At 46.7% G+C, this 17,432-nt stretch carries 12 protein-coding genes; 8 read left to right on the top strand and 4 right to left on the bottom strand.

The features are described 5' to 3' along the window. Window positions 1–126: 126 nt before the first annotated feature. On the top strand, window positions 127–1,206 hold the full coding sequence (locus tag ACFQZR_RS08220) for a Gfo/Idh/MocA family protein (RefSeq protein WP_379344685.1): 1,080 nt from the start codon (window positions 127–129) through the stop codon (window positions 1,204–1,206). Between the two features lie 77 nt (window positions 1,207–1,283). After that, complete coding sequence (locus ACFQZR_RS08225) at window positions 1,284–1,478, top strand: NPCBM/NEW2 domain-containing protein (protein ID WP_379344687.1); 195 nt, start codon at window positions 1,284–1,286, stop codon at window positions 1,476–1,478. Window positions 1,479–1,937: 459 nt separating this feature from the next. On the opposite strand, the gene ACFQZR_RS08230 is transcribed toward ACFQZR_RS08225, so the two are convergent. Continuing rightward, a complete protein-coding gene (locus ACFQZR_RS08230) occupies window positions 1,938–3,494 on the bottom strand; it encodes a response regulator transcription factor (RefSeq protein ID WP_379344689.1) in 1,557 nt (518 codons plus the stop codon). Further along, complete coding sequence (locus tag ACFQZR_RS08235) at window positions 3,457–5,316, bottom strand: sensor histidine kinase (RefSeq protein ID WP_379344691.1); 1,860 nt, start codon at window positions 5,314–5,316, stop codon at window positions 3,457–3,459. The genes ACFQZR_RS08230 and ACFQZR_RS08235 overlap by 38 nt, the downstream gene beginning before the upstream one ends. A gap of 148 nt (window positions 5,317–5,464) precedes the next feature. On the opposite strand from ACFQZR_RS08235, the gene ACFQZR_RS08240 reads away from it, so the two are divergent. From ACFQZR_RS08240 to ACFQZR_RS08265, 6 genes are all read left to right on the top strand, one after another. Further along, window positions 5,465–6,802, top strand: coding sequence for an ABC transporter substrate-binding protein (locus ACFQZR_RS08240; protein WP_379344694.1), 1,338 nt, complete (start codon window positions 5,465–5,467; stop codon window positions 6,800–6,802). 194 nt (window positions 6,803–6,996) lie between these two features. Then, entirely contained in the window at window positions 6,997–7,872 is an 876-nt protein-coding gene (locus ACFQZR_RS08245) for a carbohydrate ABC transporter permease (RefSeq protein WP_379344696.1), read from the top strand. After that, complete coding sequence (locus ACFQZR_RS08250; RefSeq protein WP_379344698.1) at window positions 7,869–8,693, top strand: carbohydrate ABC transporter permease; 825 nt, start codon at window positions 7,869–7,871, stop codon at window positions 8,691–8,693. Before ACFQZR_RS08245 ends, ACFQZR_RS08250 begins: the two co-directional genes overlap by 4 nt. Window positions 8,694–8,973: 280 nt before the next feature. Beyond that, window positions 8,974–11,079: an alpha-galactosidase gene (locus ACFQZR_RS08255; RefSeq protein WP_379344700.1), complete on the top strand. Its 2,106-nt coding sequence runs from the start codon at window positions 8,974–8,976 to the stop codon at window positions 11,077–11,079. A 160-nt stretch (window positions 11,080–11,239) separates the two neighbouring features. Then, window positions 11,240–12,544, top strand: coding sequence for an L-cysteine desulfidase family protein (locus tag ACFQZR_RS08260; RefSeq protein WP_379344702.1), 1,305 nt, complete (start codon window positions 11,240–11,242; stop codon window positions 12,542–12,544). A gap of 222 nt (window positions 12,545–12,766) precedes the next feature. Further along, the gene (locus ACFQZR_RS08265; protein ID WP_379344704.1) at window positions 12,767–15,574 is read left to right on the top strand and encodes a bifunctional diguanylate cyclase/phosphodiesterase; all 2,808 of its coding nucleotides are present in this window, start codon (window positions 12,767–12,769) and stop codon (window positions 15,572–15,574) included. 68 nt (window positions 15,575–15,642) lie between these two features. Here the strand turns inward: ACFQZR_RS08265 and ACFQZR_RS08270 are convergent, their stop codons facing one another. Together ACFQZR_RS08270 and ACFQZR_RS08275 are read right to left on the bottom strand one after the other, a co-directional pair. Next, complete coding sequence (locus ACFQZR_RS08270; protein WP_379344707.1) at window positions 15,643–16,773, bottom strand: cytochrome P450; 1,131 nt, start codon at window positions 16,771–16,773, stop codon at window positions 15,643–15,645. Between the two features lie 35 nt (window positions 16,774–16,808). Beyond that, window positions 16,809–17,384 (bottom strand): TetR/AcrR family transcriptional regulator, encoded by a 576-nt coding sequence (locus ACFQZR_RS08275; protein ID WP_379344709.1) that lies wholly within the window; start codon window positions 17,382–17,384, stop codon window positions 16,809–16,811. Window positions 17,385–17,432: the final 48 nt, after the last annotated feature.

Raw genomic sequence — 17,432 nt, forward strand, 5'->3', positions numbered from 1 at the left:
AAATAACAGGATAGTTCATGTTTTATAGAGATAATTCATTTTATCCGCGATTCTAATCCTTTACGATAGAGGTATGAAGTTTTCAAATTATATCGCTGCTAAGAGCGAAAGGAAGAAGGGGAAATCTTGAGCTCAAACACCATTTCTATTGTCATCGTAGGGTATGGCGGCATGGGAAGCTACCATGCGAAACATTTGATTGCTGGAAATCCGCGACTGAAGGTCACAGGAACATATGATGTCCTGCCGGAGCGTCAAGCGGCTTCAGAGCAGGATGGATATCCAGCGTATGCAAGCTATGAAGAAGTATTAAATGATGCGGCCGTGGATGTTATTCTGATCGCTACGCCGAATGATGTTCATAAAGAACTGGCTATCGCGGCTATGAAGCACGGCAAACATGTCATCTGTGAGAAGCCTGTCACGATATATGCCAAAGAATTTGAAGAAATGATGGCGGTTTCAGAAGAGACGGGACGCGTACTCATGGTACATCAGAATCGCCGTTGGGACGAGGACTTCCGCATCATTAAAGCCATGTACGATAAGAGAACGATCGGTGATTTGTTCCAGATTGAATCCAGAGTACATGGTGCGAATGGTATTCCTGGGGACTGGCGCCACCTGGAAGCGCATGGTGGCGGGATGCTGCTTGATTGGGGCGTTCATCTACTAGATCAGTTTTTATTCATGATTGATAGCAAAATTACTAGCGTATCGAGTCGCCTCAGCTTTATTCTGGGCGATGAAGTCGATGACGGATTTGATGCCATCCTTGAATTCGAGAATGGTGTAACGGCCATTGTTGAAGTGGGCACGACCAATTTCATTACACTTCCGCGCTGGTATGTGAAAGGTACGGAGGGAACAGCCGTCATCGAAGATTGGTCGCTCAAAGGACGTGCTGTTGTTCGCAACAATGAAGTAGGTAAAGTGGAACCGAAGCCGATCCAAGCCGGTGTGGGGCTGACCAAAACCATGGCTCCGCCTTCCGAGGAAGCAACGATCACAACAACCTTGCCAGCAGCCTTTGAGCATGCGAGTAGCTTCTATGATAACTTTGCAGCTGTGGTGCAAGGTACAGTGGAACCGATCGTGAAGAACCACGAAGTACTCCGTGTGCTGAATTTGATTGAGAATATCTTTGAAGCGGGTCGTACCCGTGAAGTGATTAAAGACTTCGATACGTATACGTCTACAAAATAGTATTCAACTGAAGCCAGTTAGATCAGCACCTTGATCTAACTGGCTTTTTTGGTGTGTCACGCATGGTGATCAACTAGGTGGTGGTCGTATTTCAGGTATGGGCAGACGGCAGCAAAATATTTGACAGCCAGACGATGAATCCGACAAGTGTGACCCAATCCATCGACGTAAGTGTAGCAGGCGTTAACCAATTGATGCTTACTGTAAGCGATGCGGCAGACGGGATCAACAGCGACCATGCGGATTGGGCCAATGCAAGGCTGTTGAAATAACACACATAGCAACTCGATCTGAACAAGGAAAAGGTGCTCCCTCTTTGATCGCAAAGAGAGAAGCACCTTTCCGACAGTATAGAGTTCATAAAATAGTGAAGTATATATGCTTAAATTGTAGGGTGAAGGAAGAATATCATTGCAAGTGGTAATGGATGTATCCGAATTTTTACAAAGGAGTGGATGGGGGCAAGTATAGGATCTCCGATGTTCAATATTAAAAAGAAGTAGAAGGAGACTCACAGTAGAACCAAAGAGGGCATGGGTATGGGGTGGAAAAGCGGAAGCGTTCGCCTTTGTGCTCAAGTTCCATCCATTTGATTCATATAATCAAGGAACTTGAGCACAACAACGATTGGAACCCCATACCCATCCCTCCCACATGCACCAACGTATGGGTTTATACAATGATTTTAGAGGACCTGGAGCGCAGCTTCAGGTTTTTTTTCTTAGTTGAATTTACCCCTTCTTGTGAATGGAATCCCAATATTCAGAAGGGTTTAATCCGGTCCAGTTCCGGAATACACGGCTGAAATAATGCTGGTCAGTATAACCGATAATTTCGGATATATCTTTGAAGTCCATATCCGGGTTGTGTTCGATCAATCGCTTGGCCTCTTGAATCCGCAGTGAAATGAGATACTGCAGTGGAGGAATCCCTTTATATTTCTTGAATACCCGAATGATATAGGAGGCGTTAAATTGGAATTTATGTGCCAAATGATCCACATTAATGGCTTTGGTAAAATTCAAACGAATGTAATCCTCCAGCATGGTATACAGTTCCTCAGCCGAATCAAGCTTCCTTTGCGTGGGCAAGTGATGGATTAGCAGCCGTAGAACGTCCTGATATAATTCATCGATATCCTTGGCAGCGGCGACGATATGATAAATGCCTGATTCAATCGCAACCATAGTTTGTTTAGGCTGATCATCCTGAGGTTCGAATAGGAGTCTGGCCAGCTGAATCAGTGATCTCTCAAGTAGATCCTGCGTAAATTTTTGTGGCTTCCATACCTCAAAAAGACGTGAAAGCTCCTGGATAAGCGGATCAAATTTTCTTTGTTCAACAAACCTTTCCATTGTGCTTGTGGTAACCGGATCTAAATGGCTGATCCGTCTCTGCAGTGGCTCTGTGTCGTGAGTTAAAATGATCGATGATTGACAGGGAATTAGACCTTTATTGAGCGATTTTCGAAGTTCCTGGGCAGTTTCCCATAAATCGCTAAAACGGACAGGCTCATTGTGTGTGCAGAGGGTGACAGGAATCCCATACTGAATAAAGGCGGTAATCCCATTTTGAATCTCAATGGTCCTATTCGTCGTCGCTTCATGAGGGTTCCATGTCATGATGAGAAACTTGACATTACAGCTTTTATCATCGATGACCCACCATTTTGCTGCAGATGCCAGATGCTCATTGATGAACTTTGTCCACTCCACCATGTCCCAGATCCTGTTGATGTGATGCACGTCTATTTCATTCATGGCGTGCCTGTTCAGATTGCCAAGACAGATGAGATACAGCATTAATTTGCTGTTTTCTAAGGTAGAGGGAACAGATAGACTCGGCCCAAGTCCGTTTAAATCTTGCGTAATGATATTCCTTTCTTGGATCATGTTGCGCTGTTCGAGTTTGATCTTGATCTCATCGAGTGTGTCCTGCAGGCTTTCTCCGGTCATCGGTTTCAGAAGATAATCAAATACACCAAGCTTTAGTGCCTGCTGCGCAAAGCTGAAATTGTCGAAGCCGCTCAGTATAACGATATGGACTTCTGGAAAAAGCTTTTTCACCTGACGCGTTAATTCGATCCCATCCATCAGCGGCATTTTCACATCGGTAAATAGGACATCCGGTTGATAGGTTTTCACAAGCTCCAGCGCGTCTTCCCCGTTCATTGCGGTGGCAATGACTTGGAAGCTGGGGTCGATCTGTTCTATTTTTTCCGCAATGTGCTCCAGAATAATCGGTTCGTCTTCAGCAATCAAGACTTTGAATGTGTGATCTCTCGGCATTGACATCCTCCTCTGAACAGGGTCCTCCAATCCGTACCATTGCACCTTCGGAAGTAGTCGATAATTGAAAGACGGCTTGGTCATTATAAAATAACTTTAATCGATGATTTATGTTCAATAGTCCGATATGAGGGTCATGGTCTTCCTTGGGTTGTTCAAAATGTTCAATTTTTGCAGCAATATCCGTTAACATCTGTTCATCAAAGCCGATCCCGTTATCCGTAATTACGATCTCCCACCCGACATCACTCATTTTCCCTTCAATTTGAATGTGCCAAGGGGGTCTCTTGTTAAAAGCATGTTTAAAACAGTTTTCAACAAGGGGTTGGATGATGAGCCTTGGAACGCGGATCCGATTCATCTCCATGGGGACATCGATGCTGCAGGTAAAATGATTGGAATGGCGGGTCTTCATTAAGTCCAGGTACTTCCTGGTATAGTCCATTTCCTGCGCAATCGTGACAGGAGCCGATCCCTCAACCGCAATGTATCTTAGCATGCCGGAAAGATCGCTGCACATCTTTACAATTTCCTGTTGGTGATTGTTGTCTGCTTTGATGCTGATGACGGTCAGCGTATTATATAGAAAATGCGGATTCATCTGAGCCTGCAGGGCCAGCATTCGCGCCTTAATCTCCTGGGATCTCGCCTCTACGGCTTCCTGCAATGACGTTTCGAGTCTATCGCACATCTGTACAAAAGCCGATTTTAGCTCCTCAAGCTCATTCAGATGAGAGGGAGTGTCCGGGATTCTTTGGGGCGGGAGCGTCTGCAGATTCAAGCTAGCAATCGATTTTCGAATGGCTTTGAGGGGAGTCGTCAGTCCTCTCGACACATAATAGGTCAACATCATCGTAAGCAGTAGTGCGACAATGCCAATCAGAATGATTTGATTGCGAAATGCTTGTATCGGCTGTAATAAAGCGGTTTCAGATTCGACGAGCAGCACCGTCAAGCCGCTGAATTCGGATCGTGAGTAAGCGACAATTTCGGAAGATGGAGTGGATGATGCGTCGTGAATCATTGATAGAGATGAAGGCTTCAAGATCCCGCTTGAATTTGCAAGTTTGCTGACCTCTTTCCAATGGGTCTCGGTTGGAAGCAGCGAATCTTCAAATGGATACATCAAAGCGCCATGCTTGTCATACACATATACCTTGGTCGAAGGAGGAGTTTCTTCCCCAGGAATCGCAATCGACCGGTTGACAATATTTTCGAAAATGCGGTAGTCCTGCTGAACCTCTACAATGCTGTCAAGCGGTTCGCCCAAAACCTCGGTAAAGGCCCTGCTGAGGGACAAGACCGTCGTGTTCGTATGATCCCAATCGTTCTTGCGCGGAGGAATGATGGCCCTGCGTCCATCCTCAACCAGTGTGTCATGAATCCAGGCTCTGGTTATAAATGTTTCGGGAGATAACTGCAATACATCGAAGTTTTTGCCAAATTCTATGAATCTTCCATTTATGCTAAAGATATGAATTTGATAGAACTGGAACGGATAACCGGTAATTGAAAATAAGGTATTATTGAGATTCCTTCTGTTATAGAGCTCTTTAGAGGGATTATCTGCGTTTTCAAAAAAATAGGTTCGTAGATTGTCGGATGTAATGATTCGCCCGGCAATCGCATCCATGCTGCGAAGCTCAGCATCAAATTTATCGGAGATGTTCAGGGACAGCTGATGAATGGATTCCGAAGCTTTTTGCTCTAACGTTCGGGAAACATACAAATAAAAAGAAGCCGAAAAAATGACGATGATGAATGTAATAAGGCCAGCATATACCAAAAACAGCTTGGCTTGCACCGTTTTGATTCGATTCATTCGTCTAATCCTCCCATCATGCAAACGCAGTGGTCAATTTTATCCACATCATGCAGTCACTATTCTTCATTCCCTTTCACGCTATCCATGATTAATAATAAGAATGTACCGTACAACAACACAATAATAAATAAAGGGAGGTTTGTAAATGCACCGTTTGAAACCGCTTAAATTATTCACTGTAACCCTCGTGGCACTCCTCAGTATTTCCGGATTAATAGGGTGTTCCGCGCAAAAGGATCAGCCAACCGGGGAAGACAAGAAAGAACAGACTACTCAAGATGCTCCTAAGAAAGATATTACGATTACGTTCGTAGGTTCACAAAACTGGTTGAACAAGGGCTCCAAAATCGATTCAGAACTTAATGAAGCATTTACACAGGAAACGGGAATAAAAGTGGACATGCAAGTCATTCCAGATGATCAGTATGCGAATGTTCTCAAAACGAAGCTTGCATCGGGTGAAGCACCGGATATTTTCATGGTTAGCGCTGGAGTTGGTGCCCAAAAGTTCCTTCCGGACAAATATTTCGCGGATTTGTCGAATGAGAAGTGGGTATCTCGCTATGTGCCATATGCCAAAGCGGGCAGCACCATCGACGGCAAGGTCATGGGCTTCATGACCTGGTCCGTAGACGGATGGGGAATGCTCTACAACACGAAAATATTTGAAAAAAATAATTTGACAGTGCCTAAAACATTCGATGAATTTACGAAAACGTTGGATACATTGAAGGCAAATAACATTACGCCTGTCTATGAAGTAGGTAAAGAAGCTTGGCATTGGGGCATTTGGTTATCGCAAATGGGACCGATCGCCGAGAAAAACAATCCTGGTCTGTATGAGAAATTAAATTCGAATCAGATCAAGTATGCAGATGTTAAGGAATTTGAAACTTTCCTGACTCAATTTAAAGAGATGTATGACAAAGGTTATTTTGGTAAAAATCCGATATCGAACACGTGGGATTCCGGCTATGAAGCGATGGGTAAAGAGCAGGCGGCTACATTCCTGGGCTATACTTCTTATCAGAATGAGGTAGCTGGTAAATTTGCGGACTCGGGCGCAAATGATTGGAGAATGTTCCCGATCCCTATGGCGGGAAATAACGTGTTCTCACATTCTGCCGGCGGTAACATGCGTGTAGCGTACAAAGATTCAAAGAACCTGGAAAGTGTAAAAGCATTTTTTGACTTCTTGGCTAGACCTGATAATTTGAAGAAGTATTACGAAGCTCGTCCGGATATTCAGCCTGCTCCTTCTTTCACGGATGTGCCGGCCAAGCCAACAGCGAGCGGAAAATCGCTCCTTGAAAATGCACCTGGCGGGGATGGAATGGATATGGAATACGGCGTGCTGTATTGGGACAATACGACAGTCGGCAAATACATTCAGGATATGATGCTGGGAGGATTAACGCCTAAGCAAGTATTGGAATCTATTGATAAAGACCGAGCAAAATTGTTTAGTGCGACAGCCAAGTAATGAAATAGATAAAGGCGAAGATGTCCGGCTTATGAAACTGGGCATCCTTCGCTTGTACAAAATATAAGAATTATAAGTTTTGTTAATGACTTATTTACTCTTATATTTCTCGCTTAAACGCTTTGTGTCCTTGAAAGGACGCCGTAGGGTTTATGCTTGGATGGTGGGTATAAGTTTCGGAGAGGGGAACCCATATGTATGCATCAAAACTGTATTCGTGGAAATTTATCGTTCCTGCATTTTTGTTATTTTTTGTATTATTTCTAGTTCCCAATCTCATGGGATTCTATTATTCGCTGACGAACTGGAATGCCATGAGCGATCAAGTGAAATTTATAGGTCTGGACAATTTCATAGAGGTTTTTACGGATAAGTCGAACTTTAGGTTCATTTATAACACGCTTATGTTTGCTATTGTCACATCGATTTTAAAAGCGGTTATCGGATTAGGACTGGCATTGATGCTGAATGAAGGCGTGAAATCCAAAAATTATTTAAGAACGATTTTCTTCATGCCCGTCGTGGTTTCTAATTTAATTGTAGGGCTTATTTTCCAACAAATATATAACCCGGACACCGGCATTCTAAATGGACTTCTAGAAGCGATTGGCCTTGGCGCGTTCAGTCAGTCCTGGATCGGCGATCCCAAGCTTGCGATCTGGTCCAGTATGGGCGTTGAGATCTGGAAAGCGTCGGGCTTCAATATGGTCATTTTTCTGGCAGGTTTACAGATGGTGCCTAAAGATATGTACGAAGCAGCTGATATAGATGGCGCTAATTATTGGAATAAACTGATTAAAGTCACTATACCTTTCTTAATCCCTTCCATCACCATCAATATGATGCTGAATGTGATCTCGGGTTTAAAGGTGTTCGATGTTATTTTTGCTTTAACCAACGGCGGTCCGGGAAGGGCCTCTGAAGTCATTAATTTAACGATATTCAACCAATTTGGGTTAGGAACCTACGGATATGGGACTGCGCTTGGCGTCATTTTATTTTTGTTCTTGGCGGTCATTTCTATTGGCCTGGTAAAAATATTTACACGACCTGAGGTGAGTGAGAGATGACTAGAAGAACTGCGACGATCAACGGCTTGAAAGAGATTAGCATGTGGATTTTAAGTCTAGTGATCCTTGTTCCTATCGCTATGCTGCTTTTGAACTCCGTAAAAAATGTGCCGGAATCGGCTGCGATGAGCTTAAAGCTGCCTACCTCATTTCACTTTGATAACTTTATGACTGTGTTCAAGGATGGGAAAATATTCAGCTCGTTTGGTAACAGCTTGCTGATTTCTTCCGTTACATCGGTGATTACAATCATTACTTCTTCGATGGCAGCCTTCGTCATGACCCGAAATCGAACGAGACTGTATCGATATGTATATATCCTTTTTCTCATAGGCTTAATTGTGCCGATGAACTATATTACCACCATGAAAGTACTGCAGATGCTTCATATGATTAATACGTTTACAGGCATCATCCTGCTGTATTCGGCGACGTTCATTCCCTTTACCGTATTCCTGTTTTACGGCTTTGTCGGAGGAATCCCCAAAGAACTGGATGAATCGGCGGTGATTGACGGCTGCGGAGGGAGCGGTCTGTTTTTCCGGGTCATTTTCCCGCTTATGAAACCTGTTTCGGTGACAGCGCTGATTATTAACTTTTTGAACTGCTGGAATGACTTTGTGCTTCCCCTTTATTTTTTGAATTCTTCAAGCAAATGGGGAATGATCATGACCATGTATAATTACTTCAGCCAGTATATCAGTTCATGGAATCTGGTATCCGCAGCGATGCTGATCAACTTGGTTCCAATTCTGACGGTTTATGTGCTGGGCCAGAAGTATATCATTTCGGGGATGACAGCGGGAGCTGTGAAAGGCTAAAGTATGGATACGTGGTTCAAAAAGGTCGGTTTTAAGCACCGAGACTGCTTCCGATGTGCGTTTTTTTAAAACGCTTTAGTTGGATGAAGCTAGGGACTGAGGAGCGGAGCGTACGTTTTTAGTACGTGAGGACCTGAAATGTTTCCGAAGGAAACATACTTCGTAAGCATTTGCTTGGCCCGGCTGAATTCAAGATTCGATGCTGAGTTACTTCTTGAATTACTTCGTGATCAAAAGCGAACTTTTTGAACAACCTCTAATTGGAAAAGGGGGACTGAGGATGTCGATATTTACCATACCTGAGCGAAGTGCTTGGGTCTTACGGACAAAGCATGCCGATTACGCAATCGGTGTCGACGAAAGCGGAGCGCTTCAGCATCTATACTGGGGCGAGCCATTGAACTTGCTGGACGAGTATCCGAGCACAGCTGGCCAGCATGCCTGGATCTGGGAGCCGGAGGAAGGCAACAGCAGGGAAGAATGTATGCCGTGGGGCAAACGAAGCTTTGCAGAACCAGGCTTAAAGGTCGAATTTGCAGATCGAGCGCGGGATCTCGTCCTCACGTTTGACGGGGCCGGCATCGAAGGGGATACACTGCGAATTGTTTTAAAAGATGTTCTAAAGTCATTGCAAGTCACGGTCAGTTACCACATCTATGACGAGTTTGATGTGATTGAGCGGTCGGTGGAAGTGACGAATATCGGCGAGGTTCCGGTGAATATCGAGCAGGTGATGAGCGCGATTTGGCATCTTCCTGTATATCCATCGTATCGGCTCACTTATCTGACAGGTCATTGGGGGGCGGAGACGCAGCTTCGCCGAGAAATGCTTCAAGAGGGGAAGAAAGTAATTGAAGCCCGCAGAGGCATTACGGGACATAACAATAATCCGTTTTTTGCCGTTGATTTTGGGGACACGACGGAAGAATACGGTCTTGTATACTTCGGAGGGCTTGCCTTTAGCGGCCATTGGAAGATTGTCACTGAGCGAACACCGTATCAAACGCTGCAGATCGCGGCGGGTATTCATGACTTTGATTTTCGCTGGCTGCTGGAAGCGGGCGAAACCTTCGTATCACCCGTGAGCGTGGGCGGGTTCACCACCAAAGGGTTCGGTGATGCGAGCCGCAAGCTGCATGGCTATCAGCAAAAGCACGTTCTACGCAACAGCGGGCAGCTTCGCAAAGTTCTATATAACTCCTGGGAAGCGACTAGTTTTGATGTGAACGAAGAGAACCAGAAGCAGCTCGCGGAAAAGGCTGCGCGGCTTGGCGTTGAACGCTTCGTTGTCGATGACGGCTGGTTCGGTAAGCGCAATGATGACAAGGCTGGTTTAGGGGACTGGTATGTGAACAAGACCAAGTTTCCGAACGGACTGCAGCCTCTGATTGACAATGTCACGTCGCTTGGCATGGACTTCGGCATCTGGGTCGAGCCTGAAATGGTGAATCCGGACAGCGACCTGTACAGACAGCATCCGGATTGGGTCTATCACTTCACGGATCGTCCGCGTACGGAGGGAAGAAATCAGCTTGTACTCAATTTGGCCTGCGAAGATGTTCAGGCATTTGTCTATAACGCGGTCGATGAATTGCTGTCTACACATGCCATTTCGTTCATCAAATGGGATATGAATCGCTACTTTAGCGAGCCGGGTTGGCCGGGCGCGCCAGATGGCCGCGATCGTGAGATCTGGGTGCGGCATGTGAACGCGCTTTATGACATTTGGCGGCGGCTGCAGGACAAGCATCCTCATGTGCAGTTTGAGTCATGCGCTGGAGGCGGCGGACGCGTAGACATGGGGATTATGCGGTTCGCGGATCAGTTCTGGACCAGCGACAACACCGATGCACTCGATCGGCTGCGGATTCAATGGGGATACTCGCACGCGTATACGGCGAAGTCGATGGTATGCTGGGTGACCGAACCGGTGAACTACATGAATGGACGCCGAATTCCTCTTAAGTTCCGTTTTCATTGTGCCATGATGGGAACACTGGGCATCGGCATGAACTTGAACCATTTGAACGAACAGGACATGGAAGAGGCCGCAGGTTATATCGCGCAGTATAAAGCAATACGGCCCATCGTTCAGGAAGGATTCTGCTATCGGCTTTCCCCGCCAGAGCAGTCGGATCTTACTTCCATGCAGTACGTAGGGAGGGATGGGCAGGAAGCGGTCGTGTTCGTGTTCCGGCATGCACAGCAATTCGGACATCCCGCTCTTCCCGTGAGACTGCGCGGACTGGAGCCGTTCATACCGTATCGAAATGAAGAAACGGGCGAAGTCCGAAGCGGGCAAGGATGGATGTCGCGAGGTATTCTTCTAAGCTTAACAGGAGACTATGACAGTGCGATGATCAGACTGGTCCAAGTACAGGACTAGAAAGCCCGGATAATAACACAATTTCAGATACGCCCTGATGGATTCGATGCTCTGAACCATCAGGGTTTTTCGTTATTTTAGAAAAAAGATGTCGATTAGCGATGAATAATAATTTATGATCCATATAGAGGGCAGAAAATTTAAGAACAGGGTGGGTACCATGACGAATCTGAATGAGCAAATTACGCAGCTGCTGCAGCAAGAGCTTGTCATTGCGCTAGGATGTACCGAGCCGGTTGCGATTGCATGGGCGGCGTCCGTCGCGAGAAGTCATGTGCACGGTGAAATGACGCATATGGATGTGACGATCAGCTCGAATGTGATGAAGAATGCGATGGCCGTTGGGATTCCTGGTATGAAGCAGACGGGAATTGATTTCGTCGCGGCGTTGGGAGCCATCGCAGGGGATCCGAATCGCAAGCTCGAAGTGCTGACGGGTGTTCCTGCTGAGGCAGAGAGTAAGGCTGAAGCCTTCATCGCAGCCAATAAAGTACAAATAAAGCTAACGGATTCGCCGAAAAAATTGTATATCGAGCTATGTGTGCATAGTGCGACTGAACAAGCCAAAGTCATCATCGAAGATGTGCATACGAATATTACGCGTATAGAAGTCGGGGATGATTTGATTTTCGCTAAAGCTTGTGAATATTATCATGAACAAGAAGATCAAGAATCCGATCTATACAGCCAGTTGAGCCTTGAGCGGATTTATCAATATATTCAGGACATATCTCTTGACGATCTGGAGCTGGTAAAAGAAAGTATTACGTTAAACCGAGCGATTTGCATGGAGGGACTGAAGGAGAGCTACGGTCTCCAAGTCGGGAAGATTCTCAAAGAGAACGTAACCAAAGGGCTGCTATCGGATGATGTGATTACGCATGCGATGGCGCTCACCTCAGCAGGATCGGATGCACGAATGGCTGGCGTCATGATGCCGGTGATGTCCAACTCGGGGAGCGGGAATCAAGGGATTGCCGTCACGATGCCAGTCGTCGCTGTCGCTGAGAAAATAAAAGCCAGTGAAGAAAAAATGATTCGCGCGGTAGCTTTCAGCCACCTGCTCGCGATCTGGATCAAATCCAAATTTGGGCGTCTATCTGCACTGTGCGGTGTGACGGTGGCAGGAGCGAGTGCGGCTGCAGCCATAACGTATTTACTGGGCGGTGATGTGAATCAAATGTCATTTGCGATGCAGAACGCAATTGGCAATGTCACCGGGATGCTGTGCGATGGCGCGAAGGCAGGCTGTGCCATGAAGGTATCGACTTGTACGGGAGCAGCGGTACAATCCGCATTGCTCGCAACGTCTGGCATGAGGGTTCCTGGAACGAACGGGATCATTGGTGAGGGGTTGGACGAGAGTATCGATAACTTCTGTCGACTTGGGAATGAAGGCTCCTTAAAGATGGATGAACTCATACTAGACATGATGCTCAATAAGCGCAAAGAAGATAATGAATAAGCGAAAGATCGCCTTGATCTTGTTCGATGTTGATCTGAAATAGAAGTTCGAATAGGAATCCTGAAGGGTCAACATGGTTGATTCTTTCAGGATTTTTAGGTATACGGATTGTGCAAATATTCGGGCAAAAAAGGGATTGGTTTGCCAGGGGAATTGTGGTAAAGTCAGTGGGTTGATGTCGGATTTTGCCGAAATCACCAATCGTTCAATAGGGGAAATCTTATGGAGAAATTAACGCAGACATATAGTGTGGCGCTTGTTATTGTATCTTATTTGATTGCGGTCATAGCATCTTACACGGCACTCGATTTAGGGCGGCATGTGAATGATGCGCGCGGGAAAAGCCGTTTGTTCTGGTTGATCGGTGGCGCTTGCTCCATGGGGCTCGGCATCTGGTCAATGCATTTCATTGCCATGTTGGCGATGCATCTGCCAATCGAGGTTCATTATGACGTGATGAAAGTTTTTATCTCAATTATATATGCGATCGTTGCCTCCGGTATTGCCTTATATGTCGTGACAGGGAAGCGGCTTACGATAGGCCGTCTGACGATAGGTTCCTTGTTCATGGGGGCAGGGATTGCGTCGATGCATTATACGGGAATGGCCGCGATGGACATGCCTGCCACGATCCACTATAACAAGTTCTGGTTCGTCATCTCGATTCTGATGGCGATTCTGGTATCGACTGTTGCCTTGCTAATTACATTCAAGCTGCGCACAGCGCGCAGTAATCTCATGGGCACGCTCATTAAGCTGCTAAGCGGATGTGTCATGGGGGCGGCCGTTGCAGGTATGCACTATACGGGCATGTATGCGACGACCTTTGTCTCGCATCATGACCATATTGATCATTCATCGATGTCGATGAATTTTACGCTTATGGGCTACGTGATCGGTATTGTGACGTTAATCATTCTGAGTGCGACGTTAGTTACGGCGTACCTCGATCAAGTATTAACGGCGAAGACGAGAAAAGTGATGGAGAGCGATGAGCGGTATCGTTCTTTATTTGAACATAATTTAGACGGGGTCATGTCCTTTACGAAGGATGGTGGGTTCGTGAATATGAATCCAAGGGCCAATGTCATAACAGGTGAGCAGAAGATCTCGTTCGCTGCGTTCTTATCGTTGTGCCGCCCGGAAGATTTAGCGGGTTTGGAACGTTGTTATGAGCGGACCCTTCAAGGTGAAGCACAGAAGTGTCAAGCGGTGATGACGAATCGCCATGGGGACACGTTAGACCTGAGCATAACGCCCGTTCCTGTATTTCTCAATGAAGAGATTGCAGGCGTGTTCATGATCGTTCGGGACATCACGAAGCGGAAGCAGACCGAACGCGAGCTGCAGGAATCGGAAGAGAAATTGCGCTCCGTCATTCAATCGGCCACTGATGCCATTATCATATCTGATGATCGCTCCATGATCATTTCATGGAATAAAGGCGCCGAGACCATGTTCGGGTATCAGGAGCATGAAGTGTTAGGTAAGCCGCTATCCACAGTCATTCCAGAGCGATTCCGCTCCGAACATGAGGACGGTGTTGAACGATTCACCCGTACGGAGATTCCAAAGGTCATTGGAGCAACGGTTGAATTAGTTGGATTACGGAAGGATGGTACGGAGTTCCCGCTCGAGCTCTCCCTTGCCTCGTGGAAGACGGGGGATCAAATATTCTTTACGAACATTATCCGAGACATTACAGAGCGTAAATTAGCGGAACAGAAAATCAACCATATGGTCTACCACGATTCACTGACAGGATTGCCGAACCGTAGATATTTCGAAGAGAAGCTGCAGAAGGCGGTTGCTACGGCAATGGAAGAGAAGCGTGAAGCTTACGTGATGTTCCTGGATTTAGACGGGTTCAAGCTGGTCAATGATTCGCTCGGACATGATTTTGGTGATCTGCTGCTGAAGGAGGTCGCGGGCCGAATCCTTCAGTGTGTGGAAGGGAATGGCGTCGTATCCAGGCTTGGGGGCGATGAGTTTACGATTATTCTTGAAGATATTACAGAGCAGGAAGCCCTTCACATCGCCGATCAGATCATTCATTTGATCGAAATGCCGATTCTTATCGACGGTCATGAGCTCTATGTCACGACGAGTATCGGAATCTCGCGTTATCCCGATGACGGAGCCGATTCGCGAACACTCATGAAGCGTGCAGACACAGCGATGTATTCGGCCAAAGAGCAAGGAAAGAACAATTATCGGATCTATGCGCCGGCGATGCAGCTGGTGACCGATCAGAAAATATTCCTTCAGAACGAATTGAATCGTGCGTTAGAGAATAAGGAGCTAATCCTCTACTATCAACCGCAGATTAGTATGAAAGACGGTACGATTGCAGGGATGGAGGCGCTTATCCGTTGGAATCATCCGACGAAAGGTATCATCCCGCCGGATCAATTTATTGCACATGCCGAAGAGACGGGGTTAATCGTTCCCATTGGGGAATGGGTGCTGCGGACCGCTTGCAGACAGAATAAAGAATGGCAGGATCAAGGTTTTCCGCCGATGCGTGTCGCTGTGAATCTATCTGCCCGTCAGTTCTTGAAGAAGAATCTGGTGCAATTCGTGGAGAATGTTCTTGAAGAAACTGGACTTGCGCCGGATTATTTGGAGCTTGAGATCACGGAAGGTACGATGCTGGATGTTCAGCGTTCAACCGATGCGCTGGAGAAGCTCAAGAAATTGGGTGTCCATATCGCCATTGATGATTTTGGAACTGGGTATAGTTCATTATCTTATTTGACGAATTTCCCATTGGATAAGCTAAAAATTGATCAGTCCTTTATTCGCGATATGCCGACGAACCTGAATAATAAAGCGATCGTCTCGACGATTATTTCGATGGCTCGCCATTTGAATTTACAGGTCATTGCGGAAGGCGTTGAGACGGAGGAGCAGCTGCATTTCTTGCGCGATGAAATTTGTGATGAAGTCCAAGGTTACCTATTCAGCAAGCCTTTGTCAGTTGAGGAAATGGAACAGTATTTCATTAGAAGTATGGTTGAGGTCAGATGAGGCCATGATCCTTGCTCATCATGACAATAGGGAGACCCTCCGAATGCGGAGCGGTCTCCCTTTTCGATTTATGCGATGAAGAATGGCAAAGATTTTAGCCCGAAGATCATCGTGCTATCCGCTCGTTCTAACGTCATACGCTGATCACGTCGGAAATTCGGGAAGCGTTCGAAGAGGATTCGCAGCGCGATCCGAGATTCCAGTCTGGCTAGCTGCGCACCTAGGCAGAAGTGGATGCCGTGCCCGAAGGCGAGGTGTGGATTAGAGCTACGATGAATGTTAAATGTATTCGGTGATTCGAAGACGTCTGGATCATGGTTCGCCGATCCGACCCAGATGTTGATCTGTTGACCCGGGAGCAGTAAATGCCCGCGCAGCTCTGTTGCTTGCTTCACTTTACGGCTCGTGACCTGAACCGGTGAGCAGTAGCGGAGCACCTCTTCGATCGCTTGCGGGAAGAGGGAAGGGTCCGCCATCAGCTGATCCCGCGCGTCTCGTTCACTATCGAAGCAGAGCATCGACGAAGAGATCAAGTTGGTCGTCGTCTCATTTCCTGCCACGAGCAGCAGCACGCAGAATCCAATGATCTCAAGGTCGGTCAGCTGTTCGCCATCGACATGGGTATGAACGAGGCTGCTAATGAGGTCTTGCTGTGGTGCTGTACGCCGATCGTTGGCAATGGCGGTGAAATATTCACTCATCTCTTGCTGGCATGCTACGAAGGCCTCGTAGTCGTTTCCGACAAGTGCGATGGACCATTCCCTGAACTGTAACCGATCCGCAGCGGGTATCCCGAGCATTTCGGCGATGACAATCATCGGCAGCGGACTTGCGAAGTCATGGACGACATCCATGCTGCCGCGCTGCTCGATCTGATCGCATAACTCATGGGAGATGGCAGTGATTTTAGGACCTAGAGCTTCGATGACCTGCGGGGTAAAAGCCCGTGAGACGAGCATGCGAAGCTGCCTATGCTTCGGTGGATCAAGGAAGAGAATGCTAGCATCGATCGGCTCTCTTACGGTGTCGTTCAACTGAGAGGAGAAGACTTCATGATTCGTGAACATGGCTTTGATATCCTCATACCGAAATGCATCCCAGTTATTGTACTCCTCGTTGAAGGATACGGGCGTATTCGACCGCATTTGCTCGAACCAAGATAACGGGATTAATTCATTGTTTGCCTTTAACCATTCCATAGTATTCACCAGCGCCTTCTGATCAGAATAGGGGTTTACGTTGTGGTCAGGAATAAGCCTGTCGTCATCGTCGTGTACATAAACTGCTCCAGCTGTTCCCGGGTTAATTCATCCTGATGATTCATGTAATACCTGCATCCGCTGTCGATCATGCCAATCAGCGCGGTTGCAGCGAGCCTGCAGTTCCCATCACGCATGACACCGGAGCGTTGAGATTGTTCTAGGCTATCGGCGACGAAATAAATGTAATCCAGCCGCATCTTCCGCACTTCCTCCAGCACTTCCGGATCGAGTCCATTGGATAATTCGTTGAATACGATGTGGGCGAAGCCGCTCGACTCTAAGAAGATATCGAGATTATGCTTAATGATCCGCATGATTTGTTCCTCGAAGGGGAGGTCCGCATAGAGATCCGCATGGACACGATCCATTAGTTCCGTCAATCCATCGGCGACGATCGTCTTGAACAATTCGGATTTACTCTTGAAATGATAGTACAGGGTTCCCTTCGCGACATTCGCCCGTAGCGCGATTTCATCCATACTTGCGCGGTGGAACCCGTGTTCAGAGAATACAGCTTCTGCTGCTTGAATAATTTTAATTCTACTCATGGGTTGGTAGCCTCTCTACTTGTCTTGATTAAGTTGAACTGACTAGTC

The organism is Paenibacillus sp. GCM10027629, assembly GCF_042676425.1.
GTDB lineage: Bacteria > Bacillota > Bacilli > Paenibacillales > Paenibacillaceae > Paenibacillus_K > Paenibacillus_K terrigena.